Genomic DNA, 20833 nt, shown 5'->3' on the forward strand with positions numbered 1-20833 from the left:
AATCAACAATTCGTTGAAATGAAGTTATCGGGCACTCGTCCGCCGGTCAACACCCTCAGTGTCCCCGCCCGGAAAGGCTCCGGCGACAGACCGAGGCCCCCGCGACCGGCACGGTCGCGGGGGCCTCGTACGGCCGGGGACGATCAGCCCTTGCGGGTCTTGATCTCCTCGGTCAGCTGCGGGACGACGTCGAACAGGTCGCCGACGACGCCGTAGTCGACCAGCTCGAAGATCGGGGCCTCGGCGTCCTTGTTGATGGCCACGATGGTCTTCGAGGTCTGCATGCCCGCGCGGTGCTGGATCGCTCCGGAGATGCCCGAGGCGATGTACAGCTGCGGCGAGACCGACTTGCCGGTCTGGCCGACCTGGTTGGTGTGCGGGTACCAGCCCGCGTCGACGGCGGCACGCGAGGCGCCGACGGCCGCGCCGAGCTGGTCGGCGAGCGCCTCGATGATCGCGAAGTTCTCCGCGCCGTTCACGCCGCGGCCGCCGGAGACCACGATCGCGGCCTCGGTCAGCTCGGGGCGGCCGGTCGACTCGCGCGGCGTGCGGCCGGTGACCTTGGTGCCGGTCGCCTGGGCGGAGAAGGTCACCGACAGGGCCTCGACCGCACCGGCGGCCGGAGCGGCCTCCACGGCGGCCGAGTTCGGCTTGACCGTGATGACCGGGGTGCCCTTGGAGACGCGGGACTTGGTGGTGTAGGACGCGGCGAACACCGACTGGGTGGCCACCGGGCCGGAGTCGCCGGCCTCCAGGTCGACGGCGTCGGTGATGATGCCGGAGCCGATGCGCAGCGCCAGACGGGCGGCGATCTCCTTGCCCTCGGCGGAGGACGGGACCAGTACGGCGGCCGGGGAGACGGCCTCGACCGCGGCCTGCAGGGCGTCCACCTTCGGCACGACCAGGTACTCGGCGTACTCGGCGGCCTCGTGGGTGAGGACCTTCACCGCGCCGTGCTCGGCGAGCGTCGCGGCGGTCTCCGCGGCGCCGCCTCCCAGCGCGACGGCGACCGGCTCGCCGATGCGGCGGGCCAGGGTCAGCAGCTCCAGGGTGGGCTTGCGGACGGCACCGTCCACGTGGTCGACGTAGACGAGAACTTCAGCCATGGGACTTCTTCTCTCCTGCTTGCGAAGGGTGAGGGGCGGGAAGCGAGCTCGAGCCTCTCGGCTCAGATGAACTTCTGGCTCGCGAGGAACTCGGCGAGCTGCTTGCCGCCCTCGCCCTCGTCCTTGACGATCGTGCCGGCGGTGCGGGCCGGACGCTCGGTCGCGGCGTCGACCGTGGTGTAGGCGTTCTCCAGGCCGACCTCGTCCTCGTCGATGTCGAGGTCGGACAGGTCCCAGGACTGGACCGGCTTCTTCTTGGCCGCCATGATGCCCTTGAAGGACGGGTAACGGGCCTCGCCCGACTGGTCGGTGACCGACACGACCGCCGGCAGGGACGCCTCGAGCTGCTCGGAGGCGGCGTCGCCGTCGCGGCGGCCCTTGACCGTGCCGTCCTCGACGGAGACCTCGGACAGCAGGGTCACCTGCGGCACGCCCAGGCGCTCGGCGAGCAGCGCGGGGATGACGCCCATGGTGCCGTCGGTGGAGGCCATGCCGGAGATGACCAGGTCGTAGCCGGCCTTCTCGATCGCCTTGGCCAGGACCAGGGAGGTGCCGATGGCGTCGGTGCCGTGCAGGTCGTCGTCCTCGACGTGGATCGCCTTGTCGGCGCCCATGGACAGCGCCTTGCGCAGGGCGTCCTTGGCGTCCTCCGGACCCACCGTCAGGACGGTGATCTCCACGTCGTCGTCGGAGTTCTCCGAGATCTGCAGCGCCTGTTCGACCGCGTACTCGTCCAGCTCGGAGAGCAGACCGTCCACGTCGTCACGGTCGACGGTCAGGTCATCGGCGAAGTGCCGGTCGCCAGTGGCGTCGGGCACGTACTTCACGGTGACAACGATCCTCAAGCTCACGCCGGCTCTCCTACTGCATCGTCATTTCTGGCTGCCTGCCTGCAGGCAGCATAGGCGCCTGAAGCGGGCGATCCCGGTCGGGGCGGCCCACGCTCCGAACGAAATATTACTCGTCAGTACACCCAGTTCCTTCCCGCTAAGCAAGCGCTTTGAACTGTGACCTTCGCAACGCAGCGTAACCGGAACCCGACGGGTCCGCAGCAGGGGGCCGGGCGCCGGCTCAGTCCCGCAGTCCGCTGAAGCGCCCCTGGTGGTAGAGGAGCGGACGGCCGTGGCCGGTGGGGTCGCCGACCAGCACCTCGGCGAGCACGATCCGATGGTCCCCGGCGGGCACCCGCGTCACCACCCTGCACACCGTCCAGGCCGGAACGCCGTGCAGCACGGGGACGCCCTCGGGCCCCTCCCGCCAGGCGGTGGCCGGGCCGAAGCGGTCGGCGCCGCTGCGCGCGAAGACGGCCGCCAGCTCCCGCTGGTGCTCCCCGAGGACGTGCACGCCGACGTGCTCGCTCACCGCTATCGCGGGCCAGCTGGAGCCCCCGGTACCGACGGCGAAGGACAGCATCGGGGGGTCGGCGGAGACGGAGGCGAGGGAGGTGGCGGTGAAACCGACCGGGCCCGACCGCCCGCGCGCGGTGATCACGGCGACGCCCGCCGCGTGCTTCCGGAAGACGGAGCGCAGCAGATCGGGCGAGGCGGGCCGGGCGGTGCCGAGGTCGGACGGGGCCGTCATGAGACTGTCCTTCTGCGGGAGGTGACCGGGAGATGACGCGGGCGGCCGGGTACCCACCGGAGGCGAAGGAGTTCCGACGACATGCCGTCAGACTGACGATAGCCGGAAGGCGCAGTCAAGCCGGTCCCGGGATGTGGGAGATGGCTCACGGCGTCACACGGCCTCGCCGAGGGCGGCGATCACATCGGCCTTGCGCGGCTGCCCGACCGCGCGCTGGACGACACGGCCGTCGGCGTCGAGCACCAGCACCGTCGGGGTCCTGAGGATCCCCAGCCGCCGTACGAGTTCCAGACGGGCCTCGGCGTCGATCTCCACGTGGGCCACGCCGGGGACCATGCCGGCCACCTCCCCGAGCACCCTCCGGGTCGCCCGGCAGGGCGCGCAGAACGCGGTCGAGAACTGCACGAGCGTCGCGCGCTCCCCGAGTCGTGCGCCCAGTTCCGCCGCCTCGAGCCTCTTGCCGTCGTCCCGCCCGCGCACCCGCACTCTCCCGCTCCGCCGTCGTCCGCACCGCCACCGCGGTCCTCACCGGTGTGAAGCGTCCACGGGACCCCGGAGATTCCCGGCCGCCCGGTGCCGCCCGGGCGCGCTCCGGCGCGCCCGGGCGGCACCGGGCGGACTCACCGGAGTAACGGCCACGCAAAAGCCCGAGGTGGACCAGGGGGTGGACGTGACGAGAATCTCGCCGCCGACGGGCACCGGGACTGGTTCCCGGGCCGTTCTTGGGGCACGATCTGCGACAGGCCGTAAACCTACGGCTGCGTAACTTCAGACTGGGAGCTTCCCCTTCCCAGGCAGAGATGGAAGGGTTCCACCCCGCCCATGGCAGAACTCGTCTACCGTCCCGTGATCGGTTTCGCCCGCACGCTGTTCAAGGTGTGGGACCTCAGGATCGACTGCCGAGGTTCGGAGAACATCCCGCGCTCGGGCGGCGCCGTACTGGTGAGCAATCACATCAGCTACCTGGACTTCGTCTTCAACGGCCTGGCGGCACTCCCGCAGAAGCGGCTCGTGCGCTTCATGGCGAAGGAGTCCGTCTTCCGGCACAAGGTCTCCGGACCGCTGATGCGCGGGATGAAGCACATCCCCGTGGACCGGGAGCAGGGCGAGGCGGCGTACGCGCACGCGCTGCAGTCGCTGCGGTCGGGCGAGATCGTGGGCGTCTTCCCGGAGGCGACGATCTCCCAGTCGTTCACGCTGAAGAGCTTCAAGTCGGGTGCCGCGCGCCTGGCGCAGGAGGCGGGCGTCCCGCTGGTCCCGATGGCGGTGTGGGGCACGCAGCGGCTGTGGACCAAGGGTCATCCGCGCAACTTCAAGCGCAGCCACACCCCGATCACCATCCGCGTCGGCGAGGCGGTCGAGGCGTCCAGGGACAAGTACGCCGGGGCCGTCACCCGGCAGCTGCGCGAGCGCGTCCAGGAGTTGCTGGAGGCGGCACAGCGCGCCTACCCGGTACGGCCCAAGGGCCCGGACGACACCTGGTGGATGCCGGCGCACCTCGGCGGCACGGCCCCGACCCCGGAACAGGTGCGCGCGGCCGAGGCGCACTGACCGGGCGGTGCCCGACCGCCGCGAGGTCCCGGGTTCCGCCCCGGCTCAGAGTGCGGTGGGGAGCGTCCGCCACAGGTGCGGCCGGTCGGAGGCGGCCCTGAGGGCGTCCAGCACGACCGGATGCGGTGCGGCGTACAGCACCGGGTGGTCCGTCTCGCCGGACGCGGCGTCGGGCGTGAAGGCCAGGCGCTCACCGTCCAGGGAGAACCGCGCGTCGACCCCCGGCCTGTTGCCCCGCGGGTCCTGCCGGTGCCAGGCGCCGTTGAAGCGGACGGCGACCAGGCCGTGCACGACTCCGAGGTTCTGGTAGCAGAACGCGGTCGGGATGTCCTCGGCCCGGAGCAGCGCGGCCAGCGCGTGGGCCTTGGCGTAGCAGATGCCGGTGCGCCGCTCCAGGACGTCGGAGGCGCGCCAGGTGACCCGGAGGTCACCGGAGTCCTGCGAGTGCGGGATGTGATCGCGCACGTACTCGAACGCCTCTCGCGCATAGTCATACGAGTCGACCGCCCGCTCGGCGAGGCGCGCCGCCGTCTCCCGGACCAGCGGATGATGGTGATCGATGACCTCGTCAGCGGCCAAGTACGCGGAGAGGTCGGGATTTTCCTGGATCAGCTGCATGCGACCAGAGCATAGGTATGCGACCGATCGAGAGTCAATGCATTTTCGATCGGTCGCATACCTATGCATACGCTGCTAGCGGGCCATCTCCTCCTTGAGCGCCGCCACGAACATGTCCACGTCGTCCTCGGTGGTGTCGAAGGCGCACATCCAGCGGACGTCGCCCGCGGCCTCGTCCCAGAAGTAGAACCGGAACCGCTTCTGCAGGCGCTCGCTCACGTCGTGCGGCAGACGCGCGAAGACCGCGTTGGCCTGCACCGGGTGGAGGATCTCCACACCGTGCACGGCGCGCACGCCCTCGGCCAGGCGCTGGGCCATCTCGTTGGCGTGCCGGGCGTTGCGCAGCCACAGGTCCCGGGCCAGCAGGGCCTCCAGCTGCACCGACACGAAGCGCATCTTGGACGCGAGCTGCATGGACAGCTTGCGCAGGTGCTTCATGTGGCGGATGCCGTCCGGGTTCAGCACGACGACCGCCTCGCCGAACAGGGCGCCGTTCTTGGTACCGCCCAGGGAGAGGATGTCGACGCCGACCGCGTTGGTGAAGGTGCGCATCGGCACGTTCAGCGCGGCGGCGGCGTTGGCCAGCCGGGAGCCGTCCACGTGCACCTTCATGCCGTGCGCGTGGGCGTGCTCGCAGACGGCGCGGATCTCGTCGGGCGTGTAGACCGTGCCCAGCTCGGTGGCCTGGGCTATGGAGACCACCTGCGGCATGGCGCGGTGCTCGTCCTCCCAGCCGTACGCCTGCCGGTCGATCAGCTCGGGGGTGAGCTTGCCGTCCGGGGTGGGCACGGTGAGCAGCTTGATCCCGGCGACCCGCTCCGGCGCGCCGCCCTCGTCCACGTTGATGTGGGCGCTCTCGGCGCAGATCACCGCGCCCCAGCGGTCGGTGACCGCCTGGAGCGCGACGACGTTGGCGCCGGTGCCGTTGAAGACCGGGAACGCCTCGGCCGTGGGGCCGAAGTGGCTGCGGACCACCTGCTGGAGGTTCTCGGTGTACGCGTCCTCGCCGTAGGCGACCTGGTGCCCGCCGTTGGCCAGGGCCAGGGCGGCGAGCACCTCCGGGTGGGCACCGGCGTAGTTGTCGCTGGCGAAACCGCGGACGTCCGGGTCGTGATGACGACGCGCGTCGGTCCTCGGCGGGTTCACGGCTTCTCGGTCAGCCACAGACGGTTTCCGTTCACTTCCGCGGCGGGCTTGTCCCAGACGCCGACGATGGCCTCGGCCAGGTCCTTGACGTCCGTGAAGCCCGCGAACTTCGCGTTGGGGCGGTCGGCGCGCATCGCGTCGTGCACCAACGCCTTCACCACCAGGATCGCAGCCGCCGACGTCGGCCCCTGCTCGCCCCCGGCCTTGCGGAAGTAGTCGGCCATGGCGAGCGTCCACGCCTCGGCGGCGGCCTTGCCGGCCGCGTACGCCGCGTTGCCCGCGGTGGGCCTGCTCGCGCCGGCCGCGCTGATCAGGACGTACCGGCCGCGGTCGCTGCGCTGCAGCGCCTCGTGGAAGGCGAGGGAGGTGTGCTGCACGGTGCGCACCAGCAGCAGCTCCAGGAAGTCCCAGTCGTCCAGGCTGGTCTTGGTGAAGGTCTCGCTGCCGCGCCAGCCGCCGACGAGGTGGACCAGGCCGTCGACCCGGCCGAACTCCTTCTCGGTGCGGGCGGCCCACTCACGGGTGGAGTCCAGGTCGAGCAGGTCGACCGTGTCACCGGTGACGGTGGCGCCGCCGTGCGCGTAGCGCGCCGCGTCCACGGCCTGCGCCAGCCGTTCCGGGTCGTTGTCGGAGCCGACGACGGTCGCTCCCGCCTCGGCCAGCCTGAGCAGTGCCGCGCGCCCCGCGGGTCCCCCCGCGCCGGCCACCGCGATCACCGCGCCGTCGAGCGCACCGTGCCCCATGGTCCTCGCCTCCTGAGCAGTTGTGGATACGCGATCGCTCACGCGGCGACCCGCTCGGCGCCGTCCGCCGTGATGCCCTTGGTGGAGGCGATCACGTTCTTCAGCTTCTTGGACAGTGCCTCATAGAACATGCTCAGCGGAAACTCGTCCGGAAGCACGTCATCGACGAGCTTGCGCGGCGGCTGCGAGAGGTCCAGGGCCTCGGGGCCCTTGGCCCACTTCGACCCCGGGTGCGGGGAGAGGTAGGCGGACACCAGCTCGTAGCCGGCGAACCAGTGGACGAGCTTGGGGCGGTCGATGCCGTCGCGGTACAGCTTCTCGATCTCGGCGCACAGCTGGTTGGTGACCTGCGGGGCGCGCTCCCAGTCGATGGAGAGCTTGTTGTCGGTCCAGCGGACGACGTCGTGCTTGTGCAGGTAGGCGAAGAGCAGCTGGCCGCCGAGGCCGTCGTAGTTGCGGACCCGCTCACCGGTGACCGGGAAGCGGAACATCCGGTCGAAGAGCACCGCGACCTGCACGTCACGGGCCTGCGGAACGCCGTCGCCGGCGAGCTTCACGGCCTCCTTGAAGGCGGTGAGGTCACAGCGCAGCTCCTCCAGGCCGTACATCCAGAACGGCTGGCGCTGCTTGATCATGAACGGGTCGAACGGCAGGTCGCCGTGGCTGTGGGTGCGGTCGTGGACCATGTCCCAGAGCACGAACGCCTCTTCGCAGCGCTTCTGGTCGTGGACCATCGCGGCGACGTCCTCGGGCAGCTCCAGGCCCAGGATGTCGACGGCGGCCTCCGTCACGCGGCGGAAGCGGGCGGCCTCGCGGTCGCAGAAGATGCCGCCCCAGGTGAACCGCTCGGGGGCCTCGCGCACGGCGATGGTCTCGGGGAAGAGGACCGCGGAGTTGGTGTCGTAGCCCGCGGTGAAGTCCTCGAAGGTGATGCCGCAGAACAGCGGGTTGTCGTAGCGGGTGCGCTCCAGTTCGGCCAGCCACTCGGGCCAGACCATGCGCAGCACGACCGCCTCGAGGTTGCGGTCCGGGTTGCCGTTCTGCGTGTACATCGGGAAGACGACCAGGTGCTGCAGACCGTCCTCGCGGTGCGCGGCCGGCTGGAAGGCCAGCAGCGAGTCGAGGAAGTCGGGCACCTCGAAGCCGCCCTCGGCCCAGCGGCCCAGGTCCTTGGCCAGAGCCTCGTGGTAGGCGCGGTCGTGGGGCAGCAGCGGGGACAGCCGCTCGACGGCCCCGATCACCTCGCGCACCGCGCGCTCGGCGTCGGCACGGGCCGGGGCGCCCTCGGCGTCGAAGTCGATCGACCCGTCCTTGGACTGCCAGGGCCGGATCCGCTCCACGGCATCCTTGAGCACGGGCCATGCCGGGTGCTCGACCACCCTGCTCTCCGAAGGAACCTTCTCCTCCGAACCCACCTGCACAAGAATTTCCGTCATGTCCCATCCTCCACAGGAGAACCTCGCGTAAGCAGACCGTATACATACGAGGTTTCACTCAGCAAGGGGCACCTCAACAAATTATCCTGCCTCACCCCCAGCTTCACCGCACTTTTTCCTGCCGGTCACGCGTACGGGGGAGGCTCCACGCGAAGGGGGTTCAGCCTCTGGACGCTGCGGGCACAGGCGATACGGTCCAGGAGGGCCGTAGGGACGCGGCCCCCCGCCGCCGTCGACGGAAGCGAGTCGCGCCTTGAACTTCCTCACCATCGGTCACCGCGGAGTCATGGGTGTCGAACCCGAGAACACCCTCCGGTCCTTCACCGCCGCCCAGGAGGCGGGCCTCGACGTCATCGAACTCGACCTGCACCTGAGCAAGGACGGCGCGCTCGTCGTCATGCACGACACGGATGTGGACCGCACGACGGACGGAACGGGCGCGATCGCCGACAAGACCCTCGCCGAACTGCGCGCCCTGGACGCCGGGCGCGGCGAGCGGATCCCCGTCTTCGAGGAGGTGCTCGACGCCGTCCGGGTGCCGCTGCAGGCCGAGATCAAGGACGTGCAGGCGGCCAGGGCGCTGGCCGGCGTGATGAACGGACGGAACCTGGCCGGCCGGGTCGAGGTCTCCTCGTTCCACGACGAGGCGATCACCGAGATCGCGCGGCTGGTGCCCGGGGTGCGCACGGCGCTCATCGGCAGCCGCTACCACACCGACATCGTGGAACGGGCGGTCGCGGCCGGTGCCTCGACCGTCTGCCTCAACATCCGCCGGCTCACCCTGGAGATCGTGGAGCAGGCGCGGAAGGCCGGGCTGAGGGTCATCGGCTGGGTGGTGAACACCCAGGACCACCTCAGACTGGCGCGGGCCCTGGGGCTCGACGGCGCGACCACCGACTACCCGGAGATCAAACGCACCGGGCGCTTCACCGCGTGACCGTCAGGCCAGTTCCTTGACCAGCAGCTCGAACTCCAGGTCGTCGCGGAGCGGAACGCCGAAGCGCTCGTCGCCGTACGGGAAGGGGGACGTCTCCCCCGTACGGCGGTAGCCGCGCCGCTCGTACCAGGCGATCAGGTCCTCGCGCACGGAGATCACGGTCATGTGCATCTCGCGCACGCCCCAGGTCTCACGGGCCTGCCGCTCGGCCTCCGCGATGATCGTCTTGCCCAGCCCGGCGCCCTGGAGGGCGGGGCTGACCGCGAACATCCCGAAGTAGGCGTGCGCACCGCGGTGCTCGAGCTGGCAGCAGGCGACGATCCGTCCGTCGCGCTCCACCGTCAGCAGCCGGCTGTCCGGCGACGTGACGACCTCCCGCACGCCCTCCGGGTCGGTCCGCTGCCCCTCGAGGATGTCCGCCTCGGTGGTCCAGCCGGCCCGGCTGGAGTCGCCCCGGTACGCCGACTCGATCAGCGCGACGAGCTCGTCCACGTCGGCGTCGGTGGCGTCGCGGAAGGTCAGTGCGGTGGCGGTTTCCATGGGCGCTTCTCCGGTTCCTCTGCTGTGTCTGCGTCGCCTTCCGGCGTGGCTCGGCCGGGGACGAGACTAACCCGGGCACTACGCTCGGCCGCATGGTGCACGTACTCGGCAGCCGCATCCTTCTCCGCCCCACCGATCCCGAGCGGTCCCGCGTCTTCTACGGCGAGCGTCTGGGCCTCGCCGTGTACCGCGAGTTCGGCACGGGGCCGGAGCGCGGCACCGTCTACTTCCTCGGCGGCGGCTTCCTGGAGCTTTCGGGCCGCTCGGAGACGGCCCCGTCCCCCGCCGTACGCCTGTGGCTCCAGGTCGAGGACGTGGGCGCGGCGCACCAGGAGCTGCGGGACGGGGGCGTCGAGATCGTCCGGCCGCCGGTGAAGGAGCCGTGGGGACTGGTCGAGATGTGGATCGCGGATCCGGACGGGACGCCGATCGTGCTGGTGGAGGTCCCGCCGGACCACCCGCTGCGCCACCGCCCGGGGATCTGAGCACGGCGGTCAGCCGGGGCGGTGCTCCCAGCCGCGGTCGGTGCGGGTCAGCTCGCGGAAACCGGCGCCGGTGAGGTGGCCGGGCAGGGTGCGGTCGGTCTCCGTCCCGTAGGCGACCAGGCGGTCGACGCCGCACAGGCGGAGCCAGTCGGCGGCGTGGGCGAGGAGCCGGTGCTCCAGACCCGTGCCGTGCGCGGCGGGGGCGACGTGCAGGTTGCCGATGTCCGCGAGGCCGGCGGCGCGAGCGTGACGTTCCGGGCGGTCCAGGGCCGTGTCGACCTCGATGAAGCCGAGGGCGCTTCCGCCGTCGTGGACCGTGAGGCGGGTGCCGCACTCCCCCACGGTCCGTTCGACCGCGAGGTGCTCGCCCGGCTCGGTGCGCGGCAGGTCGGCCACCCGGGCCAGGAGGATCACCTCGGTGTCCCCGACATGGCGGAATCCCGCGTCCGCGTAGACCGCGCGGACGTGCGGCCAGTTGCGGGGCAGGCCGTGGACGACGGGGGCGGGCAGCGCGCCGTCGGCGTACCCGGCCCGGACGTTCCAGCCGGCGAGCCGGGCCAGGCAGGCCCGCATCAGCAGGTCGGCGGCCTCCCGCGTGTCCGGCCGGAAGGACGCCGGCGGACGGAAGACGAACCAGTCGATCGCGCCGGCGTCCCGGTAGGACTCGCCGACCTCGGCGTCGGCGCGGTAGCGCAGCAGGTGGGCACCGGCGACGACCTGTCCGTGCTGCTCGGCGACGAGTGTCGCCCGCTCGGCCACCCAGGGGTCCGTGACGATCTCGCCGGGCTGCCGTTCCAGCTCGCTGAGCACGGTGTTCACGGAGACGGAGACGCCGGGGACGACGGCCGCCACATGCGCGTTGACCAGGTCGGTGAGCTGGTCGCGGTCGGCGCGGCGGAAGGGGCGCACTCGGGGCGCGGGCATGGGGGGTACCTCCGGGCAGGGTGAAGGAGTCGGAGGCCGCCATGCGATGCGGTACGGGCCCGAGGATACGGTCCGCCACCGCCCCGCACCAGCGGATTTCGCGCCGGATGGCCGGGTGCGGGAGCCGGGCTTAGCGTGCTGGAGGGGGTGCACCCGGGAGGGGCCCGTGGAAGGAGCGCCATGGAGCTGACCGCGCCGGTGACCGGCGGGCCGTGCTGGGTCGAACTGGGGACCAGCGACCTGGAGTCCGCCCAGCGGTTCTACACGCGGCTGTTCGGCTGGCGCCCGGATACGGACCCGCGCCGGGAGGCGGGCGGTTACACGGTCGCGCGCCTCGGCGGCGCCGCGGTCGCCGGCCTGGCACCGCTGTACCAGCCGTCGCAGCCGGTGGCCTGGAACGTGTCGTTCGCGGTGGCCGACGCCGACGCCGCCGTCCGCGCGGTGGCCTCGGCGGGCGGGACGGTGCTCCTCGGCCCGGTGGACGTGTTCGACGCGGGCCGTTTCGCGGTGGCCGCCGACCCGTCCGGTGCCGTCTTCCAGCTGTGGCAGGCCGACGCCTTCCCGGGCGCCGGGCTGTTCGACGCCCCCGGGTCGCTGGGCTGGGCGGAGCTGCTGACCCGCGCGCCGCGGGAGGCCGCGGCCTTCTACACCACCGTGCTCGGCTGGAGCGTGGATCCCTCCCTGCGCTACCCGCGGTGGGGCGTCGACGGCGCGGACTTCGGCGGCATGGTGGTGATGGACGACAAGTTCCCGCACGAGGTGCCGGCGCACTGGTTGCCGTACTTCGCGGTCGAGGACGTGGACGACGCCGCCCTGACGACGACGCGGATGGAGGGCAACGTGCTGATGGAGCCCACCTCGCTGCCCGACGGCCCGCGCATCGCGGTGCTCCGGGACCCGCAGGGGGCGATGTTCGGCGTGTACCGGGCGGGTGACGGGTTCTGAGGCCCGGGGCCGGTCTCAGGCCCGCAGGGTGCCCAGCCGGCCTTCCAGTTGCCCGAGCAGCTCGCCCAGCAGGGCGGCGAGCTCGCCGAGTTCCGGTCCGTCCAGGCCGGACAGCACGGCGGTCTCGTAGGCGAGCTGCGCGGGCAGGATGCCGTCGACCAGGTCGCGCCCGGCGTCGGTGAGGCGGACGTGCGCGACGCGGCGGTCGCGGGTGTCGCCGCGGCGTTCCACCAGCCCGCGCTCGGTGAGCTGCTTGAGGCGTTTGGTGACGGCGGCGCCCGAGGAGAAGGTCTCCCGGGCCAGCTCGCTCGGGGTCAGTTCGTGGCCGGTGCGGCGCAGTGCGCCGAGCAGGTCGAACTCGGGGCGGGTCAGGCCGGCCCGGCGCAGCGGGGCGTCCTCGGCCTGCTGGAGGAGGGCGGCGCAGCGGTTGATGCGGCCGATCACCTCCATGGGGCCGGTGTCGAGGCCGGGGTGGACGGCCCGCCACTGCCGGACCACCGCGGCGACGGTGTCGCCCCGCCCGTGGCCGGGCCCGGCCCCGCCGGCCGCCCCCGTGGGGGCCGGCGTCCCCTCGCCGGCCGTCGGGCCGTCGCCACCGGTCACCGGTGCCCCCTCGCCGGCCGATGGTCCTTCGGTCGCCGTCATGGCCGTACGTCCTCCGTGTGCGTGCTCGTGCCGGGGTCCGGAAGCAGTCCCTGGCGTCGTACCGTCGTCGCGAGCGTACGGTGTGCCGCCTGCTCGGCGAGCACGACCCGCTCCCGGGGCAGCGCGCGCTGCCGCCATTCACCGGCCGCGGCGTCGGCGGTGGCCCGCAGGTCGACCAGTGCGGCGGCGAGGCCGCGGCGGGCGGCCTCCAGGGCGGCGGGCGCGGCCTGCGGGTCGGCCAGCAGGCGGGCGGCCTCCTCGCGGGCGTGGTCGACGGCGGTGAGCGCCCGCTCGACGCGACGGCCCGCCCGCCGGTTGGTGACGGCCACGGCGGCGGCGAACCCGACCAGGGCGCCGACGAGGGTGTCCACCACGCGCTCGGTGACCAGGTCGCCGGGGCGCTGGTAGCCGGCGAACTCGGTGACGAGCAGCGCGAGCGGGGTCACGCAGACGCTGCCGAGCCAGTAGTTGCGGCCGATGAGCGCCTCGGCGCCGAAGTTGAGGACGAGGCAGCACAGGACGAGGGCGAGCGGTCCGAGATGGGCGAGCGGCGCCACGGCGGCGAAGAGCAGGACGCCGACGAGGTTGCCGACGACGCGCTGCACGGCCCGGTTCCAGGTGAGGGTGATGTTGGCCTGGTGGAGCGATGCCGCGGTGACCAGGGCCCAGTAGGGGCGCCCGATGCCGAGGGCGAGGGAGGCGTAGCCGGCGAGCGCGCAGCCGAGCCCGGTGCGGACGGCGATCGGGGTGAGCGGTCCGAGCCTGCCCCACAGGGGGCGCGGCGCGGTGGCGCGTTCCGCGGCCGCGCCCGGGAGTTCGCCGGCGTCCGTGCGGGAGCCGTCGGTGTGCGGGACGCGACCCGCGCCGCGCAGGGCGCGGGCCCAGGCGCGCAGGCGTGCGGGGTCGGCGTCGGCCGGCGCGGCGAGCGCGACCTCGGCACGGACCACGAGTCGTCCGAGGGCGCGGCGGACGGCCGCGGAACGGGACCCCGCCGCCGACAACGACTGCCGTGCGGCCTGGACGGCGGCGTACGCGGCGGCCCGGGCCCCGGGGTGGCCGTCGTCCACGTCCGCGGTCTCGACGTACGCGGCGGCGGCGTCCAGGGCCTGGGCGGTGGCCCGGCGCTCCGGACCGTGCGGCCGGACCAGCGCGGGCGCCATGCCGACCAGCCAGGCCCACGCGCCGGCCGCGGCGGCGAGCGCGAGGTGGCCGGGGACCTGACCGAGGGTCTGCGGGACGAACAGCGAGGCCGAGCTGACGAAGGTGAGGATCACATGGGCGGGCGGGCCGACGCGGGTGGCGTCGCACAGCGCCTTCTGGGCGGCGGCCAGCACGGCCCCGACGGTGACCAGGACGACCGCGTTCCCGGTGAGGGATGCGGCGACCAGGGCGACGGCCAGGCCGCCGAGCATGCCGAGCACCACGCCCGCCAGCACCCTGGCCCGGGCGGCGTACGGGCGGTTGTGGGCGTACAGGGCGCACAGGGACCCGGCCATGGTGTACACCGCCAGGTCGAGCCGGCCGAGCGCCACCAGGAGCAGGCTGGGCGGTGCGACCGCGACGACCACGCTGAGGGCCGGCTTGAACCAGATGTCGGAGGGCCGGCCGAGGCGCAGCGCACCGGCGACCGGGAGGCGCCGGACGGGCGGGACGGCGGGGGTGGGGGTCGCACTGCTCATGGAGAACGATGTTAGCAAGTGTTTTACTTGTAAATCACATGCGCGGCTCCTCCCGGCCGCGCCGCCCTCGCGCCGACCGTCCCGCGCGTCGCCCCCTCGCGCCGCCTGCTCCCGTGCCGGCCCGCCGCGCTCCCCCGAACGCTCCCCGTGCACCCCCTTGCGCTCGCGTGCACGCCACCGGGCCGGGGCATCCCTTGACCGACCGTCGGAGCGGGTCGAGGGGGATGCGCGTGCACGGACCGGTGTCGTCCGGCTGGCTGCTGGTCGCACTCTGCGCGGCGACCGGGGCCTACTGTCTGCTGCGGATGCGCAGCAGTGTCGAGGAGCAGCGCCGCGCCGCGGGCGGTGAGGCGCTCATGGGGTTCGGCATGGCCGCGATGGCCGTGCCGGCGACGGCGTTCACCCCGCCGTCGTGGGCCTGGCCGGCCTACGCGGTGGTGTTCGGCGCGGCCGGGCTGCACGCGCTGTGGACGGCCCGTGCGGGCGCGCGTCACCTGCATCACCTGGTGGGGGCCGGAGCCATGGTGTACATGGCGGTGGCGATGGCCGCGTCCCCGGGGCACGGGCACGGCGGCTCGGGCATGCCCCTGCTGACCGGGATCCTGCTGCTCTACTTCACCGGGTACGTGCTGGTGACGGGTGTCCGGCTGGTGCCCGGGCCCGCCGGGCACGCCGTGGCGGCCGCCGGCGGGCCCGGCGGATGGGGCGACCGGCCGGAGCTGGCCCGGGCCTGCCGGCTGTCCATGGGGATGGCGATGGTCGCGATGCTGCTGACGATGTGAGGCGGGCCGGGGACCGCCGGCCGCGACGCGGGACCGTTGGCTGCGTCACTTTGCCCGGTGGGCCGTACTCACCGGCGGTACGCGCTCAATAGGCTGCGCGCATGATGCTCCCCGCGGCCCTGTTGCTGCTCGGCGTCCTGACCGCCGTCGCCGGTCCCCGGCTGCTCGCCCGGGCCGACTGGCCGGACCGGGAACCGGTGGTGGCGTTGTGGGCGTGGCAGTGCGTGATCGCGGCGGTCCTGCTGTGCTGCGCCCTGTCGATGACGTTCAGTGCGGCGGCCGCCTGGCACGCGGTGGGCGGCCGGGTGTTCGCCGCCGCGCCCCGCGCGGTGGCGGAGGCGTACGCCCTGGGGACGGCCGGACTCTGGGCGGCGACCACCGCGGTGGCGCTGGCGTGCGGCGGGGCGTGGAGCGCGGCGATGCTGGTCCGGGAGGTCGTGCGGGCCCGCGCCCGGCGCCGGGCGCGCCGGGCCGAACTGCGGCTGCGGGCTCCGCTGCTGCCCGGGGAGGAGCCGGGCTCCGACCGGCTGGTGGTCCTGGAGGGAGAGCGCCCCGACGCCTGGTGGCTGCCCGGCGCCCCGCCTCGGCTGGTCGTCACCACGGCCGCGTTGCGCCGGCTGAAGGGACGGCAGCTGGACGCCGTCCTCGCGCACGAGCGGGGACACGCACGGGCCCGGCACGACTGGCTGCTGCACTGCTCCTCCGCGCTCGCCGACGGGTTCCCCCGGGTGCCGGTGTTCGCCGCGTTCCGCGACGAGATGCACCGGTTGGTCGAACTCGCCGCCGACGACACCGCGTCCCGCCGCTTCGGCCGGCTGACCACGGCCCTCGCCCTGGTGGAACTCAACGAGCACCGGGGGGTGTTCGGTCCCTGCCCGGCTCCGCAGGCGAACGTCCCGGCCCGGGTGCGCCGGCTGCTCACCCCGCCGGACCGGCTGACGGCGGGACGGCGGCTGCGGCTGACGGCCGTGGCGTCGCTGGTGCCGGTGATGCCCGTACTGGTGGCGTTCGCACCGGGATTGCGGGCACTGGGATAGTCATCCGCCCCGGGGCGGGCCGGAACACTCCGGACGGCCCGGCGGACACGGACGACCGGCCCCGGACGGCAGGACGGGGGCGGACGACTGGCCCCGGACCCCGTCGGTCGACAAGGATCACCGCATGCACACCCCCCACGTCGATTCCCCGCCCCGTCCCTCCGACCACCGTCCCGCCACCCTGTCCGCCGGCACGCTGGCGCTGTGCTCGGCGCTGCTGCTGGCCCTGGTCGCCGTCGGATGGCGTCCGCTGCTCGATCTGGACGGCGACATCTCCCGCACCACCCACCGCTGGGCGGTCGAGGAACCCGGACTGACGCAGACGGCCCGTGTCCTGACGGACTGGGTCTGGGACCCGTGGACGATGCGGGTGCTGTGCGGCGTGACCGCGGCGCTGCTGGTGTGGCGGTACGCGGCCCGGTGGACGGCGATGTGGCTGGTGGTGACGGTCGCCCTGGGGACGGCCGTGCAACAGGGGCTGAAGGCCGCTGTGGACCGCGCCCGCCCGGTCTGGCCCGATCCGGTCGACTCCGCGCACTACGCGGCCTTCCCGTCGGGCCACGCCATGACCGCCACGGTCGTCTGCGGGCTCCTGCTGTGGCTGCTGCGCCGTCACGGCGTGAGCCGCCTCGTGTGGCGCACGGCGCTGGTCCTGGCGGTCCTCTCGGTGACCGGCGTCGGCCTCACCCGCGTCTGGCTCGGCGTCCACTGGCCCACGGACGTCCTCGGCGGCTGGCTGCTCGGCGCACTGGTGGTGGCCGTGGCGGTGCGGATCCACCGGCGTCGGCACCCGTGAGCCCGCACCGCGGGACCCGACGGTAGTGGCCCGGGGCTGCCGCCCGCTTCGTACCGTCCGCCTCGGACGATCCCCCGCGTCGCCCGAGGCGGACGGCAGCCCGGAGCGGACCCCGAGGGTCCGACCGGACGCGTTGAGTATAGTTGGCTGTCAGCCAGTCAACGCAGGAGTCAAGCATGTCCCCGCGCAGCGCCCTGGTCAATGAAGAGTTGCGGAGGCGTTCGAAGGAGCGGCTTCTGCACGCGGCCGTCGAGCTGGTGAGCGAGCACGGATACGAGGCGACCACGCTCGGCGACATCGCCGACCGGGCGGGCTCCGCGCGCGGTCTGGTCTCGTACTACTTCCCGGGGAAACGCCAGCTCGTGCAGTCCGCCGTGCACCGGCTGATGCACCGCACCCTGGAGGAGGCGCTGGAGCGCGAGCCGCGCACCGAGGACGGCCGGGAGCGGATGGCGCGGGCCATCGACGCGATCCTGGGCCTGGCGCGGGACCGGCCGGTGCTGATGCGCCAGCACATGGCGGGGCTGCTGCAGGCCGAGGGTTTCCTGCAGTGCCCCGAGCAGCGGCGCCTGGCCGAACTGTTGCGGGACACCGTCGCCCGGTACGGCTCGTGCGACGTCGACGCCGACTACCCGATGATGCGCGCCCTGCTGATGGGCGCCGTGTTCGCGGCGCTGGTCCCGGGCGTGCCGATGCCCGTTCCGGTGCTGCGCGCGGAGCTGTTCAAGCGCTACCGGCTCGACTGGGAGATGGGCGTCCCGCCGGACACCGAGGTTCCCGGCGGGACGTGCGGGACGGGCCGGACGGATCTGGCCCGGTTCTTCGCGACCGGGCCGGAGCCCGGCTTCCCGGCTCCGGCCCTCCGGCCGGAGCCGGACGCTCAGTCGAAGTAGTCCGGCTGCGTCTGCACGTTGAGCTCACGCAGGTGGACCCATCGGGCCGGGTCCGTGCGCCGGTCGTCGATCCTGAGGACGTCGAGGCCCTTGGCCATGTCGTTCGAGTAGATGTAGCCGTTGTAGTAGTACGCCGACCAGGAGCCGCCGGTGACGATCCGGTCGGTGGTCAGCGGTCCGCGCTCGAAGTAGGCGATCTCCTTGGGCTTCGAGGAGTCCGTGAAGTCCCAGACGGAGACGCCGCCCTGGTACCAGGCCTGGACCATCAGGTCCCTGCCCTTGACCGGGATCAGCGAGCCGTTGTGGGCCACGCAGTTCTCGGTGTCCGCCTGGTGGCGGGGGATCTTGAAGTAGCTGCGGAAGACCAGCTCGCGCTTGTCGCCCCTGCCGACGATGTCGTAGATGCCGTCCGCGCCGCGGTTCGGACCGACCTCCGCGTTGCAGGTGGCGCCGCCGCCGCCGCCCAGCTCGTCGGTGAACACGACCTTGTTCGCCTTCTGGTTGAAGGTCGCCGAGTGCCAGAACGCGAAGTTCACGTTGTCCTGCACCCGGTCGATCACCTTCGGGCGCTCCGGGTCCTTGATGGAGAACAGGATGCCGTCGCCCATGCAGGCGCCGGCGGCCAGGTCCTCGGACGGCAGCACGGTGATGTCGTGGCAGCCGGTGGTCTTGGAGACGCCCGGGTTGGTGGGCGCGCCCGGGTTGCCGCCGCCGTCCGGGCCCTCACCGGGGAACAGCACCGGGAAGCCGACCACCGCCGCCTTGTGCGGGGCCTTGCGCGGCACCTTGATGACCGAGATGCCGTCGTGCGGCGGCTGGCAGTCGGGGTAGGCCGCGTTCGGCGAGTACGAGGAGACGTAGACGTAGACGTTCCTCCGCTCGGGCACCAGTGTGTGGGTGTGCGAGCCGCAGGCGGTCTCGACGGCGGCGACGTACCGCGGGTTCCTCTTGTCGCTGATGTCGAAGACCTTCATGCCCTCCCACGAGGACTTCTCGGTCGCGGGCTGGGTGGTGCTGTTGCAACTGCTGTCGCTGCGCGAGGAGTCGGTGGACAGGAACAGCAGGTCACCGGAGACGGAGATGTCGTTCTGCGAGCCGGGGCACAGGACCTGGGCCACCGTCTTCGGCGACCGCGGGTTGCTGATGTCGAAGATGCGGAAGCCGTCGTAGTTGCCGGCGAACGCGTAGCGCCCCTGGAACGCCAGGTCCGAGTTGGTGCCGGGCAGCGCGTCCTTGGGGATGTTGGCCACGTGCCGGATGTTGCCGGAGTGGACGATCGCGTCCTGACCGGGGATCTCGCCGCTCTCGATGGCCTCGCGCGCCTCGGCCCGGTCGCTCGGCGAGAGCTCCTTCTGGGCGGCCGGTGCGTCCCCGGGGTCGGGGATCGCCGCGGCCGGGGCGGCGGTGAGGAGCGCGGCCAGCAGCCCACCGGCAGCGGCGGCAACTCCCAGGCGTCTGCGCCGGGTTCGGGGAACACTCAACAGGATCACTGTTTTCCTCCCTGGTTCCGTTCGCTTCGGAACGGGTTACGCACCGGCAGTATGTCTTCGCCATGCACATACCAACAGAGGGCAACACACTCGCAATGAAGTTTTCTGATCACTGACGCGCGGAAGCGTGCTAGGACGGTCGTCAGCACTCACGAGGTGTTCTGCAATCCGCCTGCCACAGGAGGTCCTTGTGCTCTACCGCCGTGTGCCACGCGTGTCCGCCGTCGCGGCCGGGCTGACCGCCCTGGCCGTACTGGGGCTCGCGGGCTGCGATTCCGACACGGACGGCGCCGGGGCGGCCGCGACGAGCGGGCCGTCGGTCATCGCGCCGGGCGAGCCCGGGGAGGCGAACCGGACCCTGTCGGCCGAGGAGGCCGCGCAGCAGCGCGCGGAGGACGACTCCCCCAACTCGGCCGACGTGTCCTACGTGCGGATGATGATCGAGCACCACGCGCAGGCCCTGGAGATGACCGAGCTGGTCCCCGACCGCGCCGAGTCGTCGAAGATCGTCAAGTTGGCCGAGCGCATCGCCGCCGCACAGCAGCCGGAGATCACGGCGATGGAGGGCTGGCTGAAGACCCACGGCAAGGCGGCGCGGGACGACGGGCAGGGACACGGCCACGACCACGCGACGATGCCCGGAATGGCGACGCAGGCCCAGCTGAAGAAGCTGCGCGCGGCCGACGGCAAGGCCTTCGACCAGCTCTTCCTCACGCTGATGATCACCCATCACGAAGGGGCGATCACCATGGCCACCGACGTGAAGGGGCAGGGCAACAACATCCAGGTCGAGGAGATGGCCGACGACGTCGTCGCCCAGCAGACGAGCGAGATCACACGGATGCGCGACCTGCTGTGAGGTGCGCCGTCCCGCCGGCGGGGGCCGCGCCGCGGGGCGGGGCCCCGTCGGCCGGGCGGGGCTCATCGGCCGGGCGGGGCCGGGCGGCGGCACCCGCCGGGCCCGCCCGCGGCAGGGCCCGGCGCCGGGTGTCCGGGCGGTCAGCTCGTCGCCCACCGCTCACCGCCGGGCGTGGCGCGGGGCCAGCAGGCCCGCGTCGCGCGCCCGGCCGATCAGCCGGAGCGCCCCGCGCCGGCTGTGTCCGGTCGCACTCATCACGGCGAGGACCGGATCGGCGCCCCGTTCCTGGGCCGCCCGGTACTCCCAGGCCACCAGGTGCCGGCCCGCCGGCCCCGGTGGGGCGGCGGATCGGCCCCGGTGCGTCCCCGGGCCGGCGTCGTCCCCGCCGGCCGGTTCGGCCTCGGCGCCGCACGCCCGCGCCAGCGGCTCCTCGATCCAGTCGGCGAACACCGCCAGGTCCTCCAGGGCCAGCGCGGGCCGGGCCCGTACGTCCTCGACGCACACGCACCCCTCGGACACCGTCGCGAGCGCGTCGACCCGGGCCCCGTCGCCGAAGGCCAGCCGCACATGGAGCCACCGCGTCGCACGGTCCCCCTCCCGTACCTCCCACGCGGGCCACACCGACACCGCGCCCTCAGCC

General features: G+C 72.9%; 23 protein-coding genes. 9 read left to right on the forward strand and 14 right to left on the reverse strand.

The features are described 5' to 3' along the window. Nucleotides 1-143: 143 nt before the first annotated feature. The 4 genes from FHS37_RS18950 to FHS37_RS18965 form a co-directional block, all read right to left on the reverse strand. Complete coding sequence (locus tag FHS37_RS18950; protein WP_184822723.1) at nucleotides 144-1106, reverse strand: electron transfer flavoprotein subunit alpha/FixB family protein; 963 nt, start codon at nucleotides 1104-1106, stop codon at nucleotides 144-146. Nucleotides 1107-1168: 62 nt separating this feature from the next. Beyond that, nucleotides 1169-1957, reverse strand: a complete 789-nt coding sequence (locus tag FHS37_RS18955) for an electron transfer flavoprotein subunit beta/FixA family protein (protein ID WP_184822725.1) — start codon at nucleotides 1955-1957, stop codon at nucleotides 1169-1171. A gap of 220 nt (nucleotides 1958-2177) precedes the next feature. Next, a complete protein-coding gene (locus tag FHS37_RS18960; protein WP_184822727.1) occupies nucleotides 2178-2687 on the reverse strand; it encodes a flavin reductase family protein in 510 nt (169 codons plus the stop codon). Between the two features lie 153 nt (nucleotides 2688-2840). Continuing rightward, nucleotides 2841-3173 carry a TlpA family protein disulfide reductase gene (locus tag FHS37_RS18965; protein WP_184822729.1) on the reverse strand — a complete coding sequence of 111 codons (333 nt, stop codon included), beginning with the start codon at nucleotides 3171-3173 and terminating at the stop codon, nucleotides 2841-2843. A gap of 336 nt (nucleotides 3174-3509) precedes the next feature. Here FHS37_RS18965 and FHS37_RS18970 point away from each other — a divergent pair, with 336 nt between their 5' ends. After that, nucleotides 3510-4238 carry a lysophospholipid acyltransferase family protein gene (locus FHS37_RS18970; protein WP_184822731.1) on the forward strand — a complete coding sequence of 243 codons (729 nt, stop codon included), beginning with the start codon at nucleotides 3510-3512 and terminating at the stop codon, nucleotides 4236-4238. Nucleotides 4239-4283: 45 nt separating this feature from the next. Here FHS37_RS18970 and FHS37_RS18975 read toward each other — a convergent pair whose 3' ends face one another. The 4 genes from FHS37_RS18975 to FHS37_RS18990 form a co-directional block, all read right to left on the reverse strand. Continuing rightward, nucleotides 4284-4856, reverse strand: a complete 573-nt coding sequence (locus FHS37_RS18975; RefSeq protein ID WP_184822733.1) for a transglutaminase domain-containing protein — start codon at nucleotides 4854-4856, stop codon at nucleotides 4284-4286. Between the two features lie 75 nt (nucleotides 4857-4931). Continuing rightward, nucleotides 4932-6002 (reverse strand): threonine aldolase family protein, encoded by a 1071-nt coding sequence (locus FHS37_RS18980; protein ID WP_184823247.1) that lies wholly within the window; start codon nucleotides 6000-6002, stop codon nucleotides 4932-4934. Then, complete coding sequence (locus tag FHS37_RS18985) at nucleotides 5999-6745, reverse strand: SDR family NAD(P)-dependent oxidoreductase (RefSeq protein ID WP_184822735.1); 747 nt, start codon at nucleotides 6743-6745, stop codon at nucleotides 5999-6001. The genes FHS37_RS18980 and FHS37_RS18985 overlap by 4 nt, the downstream gene beginning before the upstream one ends. A gap of 38 nt (nucleotides 6746-6783) precedes the next feature. After that, nucleotides 6784-8181 (reverse strand): DUF6421 family protein, encoded by a 1398-nt coding sequence (locus FHS37_RS18990; protein WP_184822737.1) that lies wholly within the window; start codon nucleotides 8179-8181, stop codon nucleotides 6784-6786. A gap of 253 nt (nucleotides 8182-8434) precedes the next feature. On the opposite strand from FHS37_RS18990, the gene FHS37_RS18995 reads away from it, so the two are divergent. Next, a complete protein-coding gene (locus FHS37_RS18995; RefSeq protein ID WP_184822739.1) occupies nucleotides 8435-9118 on the forward strand; it encodes a glycerophosphodiester phosphodiesterase in 684 nt (227 codons plus the stop codon). 3 nt (nucleotides 9119-9121) lie between these two features. On the opposite strand, the gene FHS37_RS19000 is transcribed toward FHS37_RS18995, so the two are convergent. After that, on the reverse strand, nucleotides 9122-9658 hold the full coding sequence (locus FHS37_RS19000) for a GNAT family N-acetyltransferase (RefSeq protein WP_184822741.1): 537 nt from the start codon (nucleotides 9656-9658) through the stop codon (nucleotides 9122-9124). A gap of 92 nt (nucleotides 9659-9750) precedes the next feature. Between FHS37_RS19000 and FHS37_RS19005 the strand changes: the two genes are divergently transcribed. Beyond that, nucleotides 9751-10143 (forward strand): VOC family protein, encoded by a 393-nt coding sequence (locus FHS37_RS19005; RefSeq protein ID WP_184822743.1) that lies wholly within the window; start codon nucleotides 9751-9753, stop codon nucleotides 10141-10143. Between the two features lie 9 nt (nucleotides 10144-10152). Here the strand turns inward: FHS37_RS19005 and FHS37_RS19010 are convergent, their stop codons facing one another. After that, entirely contained in the window at nucleotides 10153-11067 is a 915-nt protein-coding gene (locus tag FHS37_RS19010; RefSeq protein WP_184822745.1) for a GNAT family N-acetyltransferase, read from the reverse strand. A 180-nt stretch (nucleotides 11068-11247) separates the two neighbouring features. Here FHS37_RS19010 and FHS37_RS19015 point away from each other — a divergent pair, with 180 nt between their 5' ends. Then, nucleotides 11248-12012, forward strand: a complete 765-nt coding sequence (locus tag FHS37_RS19015; RefSeq protein ID WP_184822747.1) for a VOC family protein — start codon at nucleotides 11248-11250, stop codon at nucleotides 12010-12012. Nucleotides 12013-12027: 15 nt separating this feature from the next. On the opposite strand, the gene FHS37_RS19020 is transcribed toward FHS37_RS19015, so the two are convergent. Together FHS37_RS19020 and FHS37_RS19025 are read right to left on the reverse strand one after the other, a co-directional pair. Then, nucleotides 12028-12657, reverse strand: coding sequence for a MarR family winged helix-turn-helix transcriptional regulator (locus FHS37_RS19020; protein ID WP_184822749.1), 630 nt, complete (start codon nucleotides 12655-12657; stop codon nucleotides 12028-12030). Next, entirely contained in the window at nucleotides 12654-14336 is a 1683-nt protein-coding gene (locus FHS37_RS19025; protein WP_184822751.1) for an FUSC family protein, read from the reverse strand. Before FHS37_RS19025 ends, FHS37_RS19020 begins: the two co-directional genes overlap by 4 nt. A 230-nt stretch (nucleotides 14337-14566) precedes the next feature. Here FHS37_RS19025 and FHS37_RS19030 point away from each other — a divergent pair, with 230 nt between their 5' ends. The 4 genes from FHS37_RS19030 (at nucleotide 14567) to FHS37_RS19045 (ending at nucleotide 17844) form a co-directional block, all read left to right on the forward strand. Then, the gene (locus tag FHS37_RS19030; protein ID WP_184822760.1) at nucleotides 14567-15118 is read left to right on the forward strand and encodes a DUF5134 domain-containing protein; all 552 of its coding nucleotides are present in this window, start codon (nucleotides 14567-14569) and stop codon (nucleotides 15116-15118) included. A gap of 101 nt (nucleotides 15119-15219) precedes the next feature. Beyond that, nucleotides 15220-16155 carry a M56 family metallopeptidase gene (locus FHS37_RS19035; protein ID WP_184822762.1) on the forward strand — a complete coding sequence of 312 codons (936 nt, stop codon included), beginning with the start codon at nucleotides 15220-15222 and terminating at the stop codon, nucleotides 16153-16155. A 124-nt stretch (nucleotides 16156-16279) separates the two neighbouring features. Then, nucleotides 16280-16951 carry a phosphatase PAP2 family protein gene (locus tag FHS37_RS19040; protein ID WP_184822764.1) on the forward strand — a complete coding sequence of 224 codons (672 nt, stop codon included), beginning with the start codon at nucleotides 16280-16282 and terminating at the stop codon, nucleotides 16949-16951. A gap of 176 nt (nucleotides 16952-17127) precedes the next feature. Beyond that, the gene (locus FHS37_RS19045; protein ID WP_184822766.1) at nucleotides 17128-17844 is read left to right on the forward strand and encodes a TetR/AcrR family transcriptional regulator; all 717 of its coding nucleotides are present in this window, start codon (nucleotides 17128-17130) and stop codon (nucleotides 17842-17844) included. On the opposite strand, the gene FHS37_RS19050 is transcribed toward FHS37_RS19045, so the two are convergent. After that, the gene (locus FHS37_RS19050) at nucleotides 17832-19334 is read right to left on the reverse strand and encodes an LVIVD repeat-containing protein (protein WP_184822768.1); all 1503 of its coding nucleotides are present in this window, start codon (nucleotides 19332-19334) and stop codon (nucleotides 17832-17834) included. The two genes, FHS37_RS19045 and FHS37_RS19050, sit on opposite strands and share 13 nt — an antisense overlap. 190 nt (nucleotides 19335-19524) lie before the next feature. Here FHS37_RS19050 and FHS37_RS19055 point away from each other — a divergent pair, with 190 nt between their 5' ends. Next, on the forward strand, nucleotides 19525-20193 hold the full coding sequence (locus FHS37_RS19055) for a DUF305 domain-containing protein (protein WP_184822770.1): 669 nt from the start codon (nucleotides 19525-19527) through the stop codon (nucleotides 20191-20193). Nucleotides 20194-20352: 159 nt separating this feature from the next. On the opposite strand, the gene FHS37_RS19060 is transcribed toward FHS37_RS19055, so the two are convergent. Further along, entirely contained in the window at nucleotides 20353-20820 is a 468-nt protein-coding gene (locus tag FHS37_RS19060; protein ID WP_184822772.1) for a DUF6214 family protein, read from the reverse strand. Between the last annotated feature and the right edge of the window lie 13 nt (nucleotides 20821-20833).

The organism is Streptomyces griseomycini (genome assembly GCF_014203535.1).
Taxonomy (GTDB): domain Bacteria; phylum Actinomycetota; class Actinomycetes; order Streptomycetales; family Streptomycetaceae; genus Streptomyces; species Streptomyces griseomycini.

What these genes read in the sequence shown, in the direction of transcription:
- FHS37_RS18960 (WP_184822727.1), bottom strand. Translation starts at nt 2,687, where the DNA reads ATGACGGCCCCGTCCGACCTCGGCACCGCCCGGCCCGCCTCGCCCGAT.
- FHS37_RS18950 (WP_184822723.1), bottom strand. Translation starts at nt 1,106, where the DNA reads ATGGCTGAAGTTCTCGTCTACGTCGACCACGTGGACGGTGCCGTCCGC.
- FHS37_RS18985 (WP_184822735.1), bottom strand. Translation starts at nt 6,745, where the DNA reads ATGGGGCACGGTGCGCTCGACGGCGCGGTGATCGCGGTGGCCGGCGCG.
- FHS37_RS18975 (WP_184822733.1), bottom strand. Translation starts at nt 4,856, where the DNA reads ATGCAGCTGATCCAGGAAAATCCCGACCTCTCCGCGTACTTGGCCGCT.
- FHS37_RS19035 (WP_184822762.1), top strand. Translation starts at nt 15,220, where the DNA reads ATGATGCTCCCCGCGGCCCTGTTGCTGCTCGGCGTCCTGACCGCCGTC.
- FHS37_RS19015 (WP_184822747.1), top strand. Translation starts at nt 11,248, where the DNA reads ATGGAGCTGACCGCGCCGGTGACCGGCGGGCCGTGCTGGGTCGAACTG.
- FHS37_RS19025 (WP_184822751.1), bottom strand. Translation starts at nt 14,336, where the DNA reads ATGAGCAGTGCGACCCCCACCCCCGCCGTCCCGCCCGTCCGGCGCCTC.
- FHS37_RS18990 (WP_184822737.1), bottom strand. Translation starts at nt 8,181, where the DNA reads ATGACGGAAATTCTTGTGCAGGTGGGTTCGGAGGAGAAGGTTCCTTCG.
- FHS37_RS19020 (WP_184822749.1), bottom strand. Translation starts at nt 12,657, where the DNA reads ATGACGGCGACCGAAGGACCATCGGCCGGCGAGGGGGCACCGGTGACC.
- FHS37_RS19010 (WP_184822745.1), bottom strand. Translation starts at nt 11,067, where the DNA reads ATGCCCGCGCCCCGAGTGCGCCCCTTCCGCCGCGCCGACCGCGACCAG.
- FHS37_RS19045 (WP_184822766.1), top strand. Translation starts at nt 17,128, where the DNA reads ATGTCCCCGCGCAGCGCCCTGGTCAATGAAGAGTTGCGGAGGCGTTCG.
- FHS37_RS19040 (WP_184822764.1), top strand. Translation starts at nt 16,280, where the DNA reads ATGCACACCCCCCACGTCGATTCCCCGCCCCGTCCCTCCGACCACCGT.
- FHS37_RS19005 (WP_184822743.1), top strand. Translation starts at nt 9,751, where the DNA reads ATGGTGCACGTACTCGGCAGCCGCATCCTTCTCCGCCCCACCGATCCC.
- FHS37_RS18970 (WP_184822731.1), top strand. Translation starts at nt 3,510, where the DNA reads ATGGCAGAACTCGTCTACCGTCCCGTGATCGGTTTCGCCCGCACGCTG.
- FHS37_RS19000 (WP_184822741.1), bottom strand. Translation starts at nt 9,658, where the DNA reads ATGGAAACCGCCACCGCACTGACCTTCCGCGACGCCACCGACGCCGAC.